The following is a 3,178-nucleotide window of genomic DNA, read 5'->3' on the forward strand; positions in this document are numbered from 1 at the left end:
TTCAATCAGGCTCATTATGACTATTGCTTCTTCCAACGCATTCAATAGCTCTAACTCTGCTTCAAGTCCCAACAGTTCAAATTCCATCCCTCAGGTCGAGACACGACCCGATCGCAACACTCACAATGGTCGGGAACCCAATCTAAAACCGCCCTCGGAAGAACTGAACGAGGACATGATGGAAGCTGTGAGGACTATGCTTTTGGGCGTTGGCGAAGACCCAGACCGCGAAGGACTGCTCAAGACGCCTAAGCGGGTGGCAGAGGCGATGCGTTTCCTAACCAGTGGCTACAATCAGTCTCTGGAAGAATTAGTCAATGGAGCCATCTTTGATGAGGGCCATAATGAAATGGTTCTTGTTCGGGATATCAATTTCTTTAGCCTCTGTGAACACCACATGCTGCCCTTTATGGGTAAGGCTCACGTCGCCTACATCCCTAATCAAAAGGTTGTAGGACTAAGCAAGCTGGCTCGTGTGGTTGAGATGTATGCACGACGGCTGCAAGTGCAGGAACGCCTAACTCGCCAGATTGCTGAAGCCGTTCAAACCATCTTAGAACCCAAGGGTGTAGCGGTGGTGATGGAAGGCACTCACATGTGTATGGTGATGCGCGGTGTGCAAAAACCGGGCTCTTGGACAGTCACCAGTGCGATGGTTGGTGTTTTTCAGGAAGACCAAAAAACCCGTGAGGAATACCTCAACCTAATCCGCCATCAACCGAATTTCTTTTAGCTTTCTTCGCCGGAAGCCCCACGCCATATCTGTAATCAGATTGGCGTTGGGATGGATAGACGGTCAATCAAGGGGGTTCAATACCTCTTTGATTGACAATCTCCTAATAGCTAATAGGTAATGGGTAATAGCGATAAGTCATCTTCCATTAGCCATTACCCCTTACTGGAAATTAGACGCTTCCCTTGGGTAAGCGTCGGTAGTTCACAAAACAGTAACCCGACCGTCATCTTGAAGATACACTGAGCGATCGCCTGGAGGACGCCCACCGGGACGAACTTCTATGCGCAGGGTTCTTGCTTCGGGTTTCAGGATATTTACCGTCACAGGTCGTCCAATTACATCCCACAACACGACCGAGAAATTCGGTTCTGTTTTGCCCCCTCGTGCAAAAGACAGCACCTGTCCTGGACTCAGGCCAACGGGGGTAGTACCAGTTATCTTTTGTAGCTGAATCACACGTCGAGTCAAGTTAACAACCTCAACTGTAATACGTTGACCTGGTATAAACTTTATGGGCTGCTGCCCACAACTGCTAGCTGCAACACAAGTACCAGCGGTTGCGATCGGGTAGCGTTCCGTAACGCCGATGAAAAGAGTTGTTGTGACCAAGACAACTGGCAGAAGTCTGGACATAGAAGAAATAGGGGAGCGTCTCACAAATAAAACTTCACTGACTAAAAGGCGCTTAATCTGAGCGGACATGAGCATAGCAGCAAGCCTACCCGAACGAACTTGTTTTGCTTCGCTCAGTAGAGTGATGAACCAACTGAAGAACGAAGATAATTGGATTCTACCGAAGTTGGCGAAAAGTCTACCCCTGGAGCGCATCCTTACTGACCCGCAACACAAAGCGATTTAGGCAAGGGTATTGCTATATGTCATGGTAGTGGTAGAAAATACGCCAGAAAGTCCTTTCCTTTAGCCCTGAAATGAACTCAACATTTCTGTAAGGATTGGAAAGCAGCCGAAAATTACAAATTAATGTGAGGATGTTTACTGTGAAATCAAAAGTCTTCGTTCTAGTTTTACTGGGCTTGGTGACAACGCTAGCCGCCTGTCAGCCGAAAGAAGAGACCCCAACTGACACGGCTACTCCCGCAGCCACAACTTCTCCCGCAGAAACGACTACTCCGGCAGAAACCCCCGCAGCCACAACGACTCCGGCAGAGACTCCAGCAGGCAAAGGTACCAAGGGGTCTGCCACAGAGACTCCGGCAGGCAAGGGTACTCCTTCTCCCTAATCGTGTAATTTATAAAACTGTGTTTCTTGTGTAGAGAGACAGTCTGCCAAAACCTCTAAAGCAGCCGTAGCTGGGTATTTGTTTTGTCCCCCAGCAGCGTGCTGCTTCTCTCCTCACTGAGATCTCCTGTAACAGACTCAGTGAGGTCTAACCAATTATTCCCTTCCCCAGCCAGTAACTGTTGCGCAGCTTCCATCATCTCAGCAGAGATATCCTTGAGGTCTTCCCGGTTTCCTAAATAGGTAGAGAGAGCATCCATCGGATTCATGCTGCTACCGACGCCGAGTTCTGGTAAACGAGGACGAGCCAACTGACTCACTAATTCTGGACGAATCGTATAGCTGTGGGCGTCACTCAAGGCTTGATGGATAGCGGCGTTGTCGATGAAGTCCAGCTGATCAGAACGTAGCTTGTAAATCAACCGGACGACGGCATCTTTAATATTCTTTTTCCCGATGGCTTTGATTAAACTGCTTTGAGGCTCGGCTGCTTCAGACACATCCACCTCGATGGTACGGAAAGGACGCACGGGCAAGGGACAAAATTCCCACTGAGTGCGACCTTGTTCCAGCTCAACGAGTACATAGCCTTTATCTTCTTTTTCTTCACTGAAGTCTACCCGCTCAATGCTGCCAGGGTAAATTACGGGTGGCTGATTTGATGGGTTGAGATTTTGGTGTCGGTGAACGTGCCCTAGTGCAACATAATCAAAGCAGGGGCGCGTCAGCATAGAGAGGGGAATGGTGAAGCCCTTACCCACAGCCAGGAAGCGCTCAGCTCCTAAGTTAGCGCGGTCTGCCATTAAATGAGCCAGAAGAACAGTCGGTACGTCTGGGTCAAGACGCCGAATTTCGGCTTCTAATACGGGGTCAAGGCGCTGAGTCAACAAGTCATTGACCTCGGCAAGCGCCAAACCTTCTGTTTCTGGGCGAGTTAGTAGTGTGGAGCGAGTGAGCCAGGGGAGAGTAATCACCTGCACGAGACCGTTACGAGTTTGGAGGCGGTGAGTTGCGATCGCATCCCCTACAACAAATCCATGCACACCTAAAGTACGATAAATGCATAAACTAGCCCCCCCCTGACCTTGGGAGTGCTGGTCATGGTTGCCAACTAGCAACACGGTAGGAATGTCTGCATCCACCAAGCGGCGAAACTGGCTGGCAAAGGCTTCCTGAACGTAAGGTGGCGGTGTGGCGTCGGG

At 49.8% G+C, this 3,178-nt stretch carries 5 protein-coding genes; 3 read left to right on the forward strand and 2 right to left on the reverse strand.

From position 1 onward, the window contains the following. Positions 1-16: 16 nt before the first annotated feature. Positions 17-733 carry a GTP cyclohydrolase I FolE gene (gene folE / locus V6C93_RS06550; RefSeq protein ID WP_349262628.1) on the forward strand — a complete coding sequence of 239 codons (717 nt, stop codon included), beginning with the start codon at positions 17-19 and terminating at the stop codon, positions 731-733. 204 nt (positions 734-937) lie between these two features. Here folE and V6C93_RS06555 read toward each other — a convergent pair whose 3' ends face one another. Next, complete coding sequence (locus V6C93_RS06555) at positions 938-1,369, reverse strand: hypothetical protein (protein WP_333475849.1); 432 nt, start codon at positions 1,367-1,369, stop codon at positions 938-940. Positions 1,370-1,436: 67 nt separating this feature from the next. Between V6C93_RS06555 and V6C93_RS06560 the strand changes: the two genes are divergently transcribed. Next, the gene (locus tag V6C93_RS06560) at positions 1,437-1,595 is read left to right on the forward strand and encodes a hypothetical protein (protein WP_333475850.1); all 159 of its coding nucleotides are present in this window, start codon (positions 1,437-1,439) and stop codon (positions 1,593-1,595) included. 139 nt (positions 1,596-1,734) lie between these two features. Further along, positions 1,735-1,977, forward strand: a complete 243-nt coding sequence (locus V6C93_RS06565) for a hypothetical protein (RefSeq protein WP_333475851.1) — start codon at positions 1,735-1,737, stop codon at positions 1,975-1,977. Positions 1,978-2,032: 55 nt separating this feature from the next. Here the strand turns inward: V6C93_RS06565 and V6C93_RS06570 are convergent. Further along, positions 2,033-3,178, reverse strand: a 1,146-nt coding sequence (locus tag V6C93_RS06570; protein ID WP_333475852.1) for an exonuclease SbcCD subunit D, incomplete at its 5' end; no start/stop codon positions are given.

Source organism: Allocoleopsis sp. (assembly GCF_036703385.1).
Taxonomy (GTDB): Bacteria; Cyanobacteriota; Cyanobacteriia; order Cyanobacteriales; family Coleofasciculaceae; genus Allocoleopsis.

Bases quoted from the DNA above. Each gene is read 5' to 3' on its own strand.
- folE (WP_349262628.1), top strand. From the start codon at position 17: ATGACTATTGCTTCTTCCAACGCATTCAATAGCTCTAACTCTGCTTCA.
- V6C93_RS06555 (WP_333475849.1), bottom strand. From the start codon at position 1,369: ATGTCCAGACTTCTGCCAGTTGTCTTGGTCACAACAACTCTTTTCATC.
- V6C93_RS06560 (WP_333475850.1), top strand. From the start codon at position 1,437: ATGAGCATAGCAGCAAGCCTACCCGAACGAACTTGTTTTGCTTCGCTC.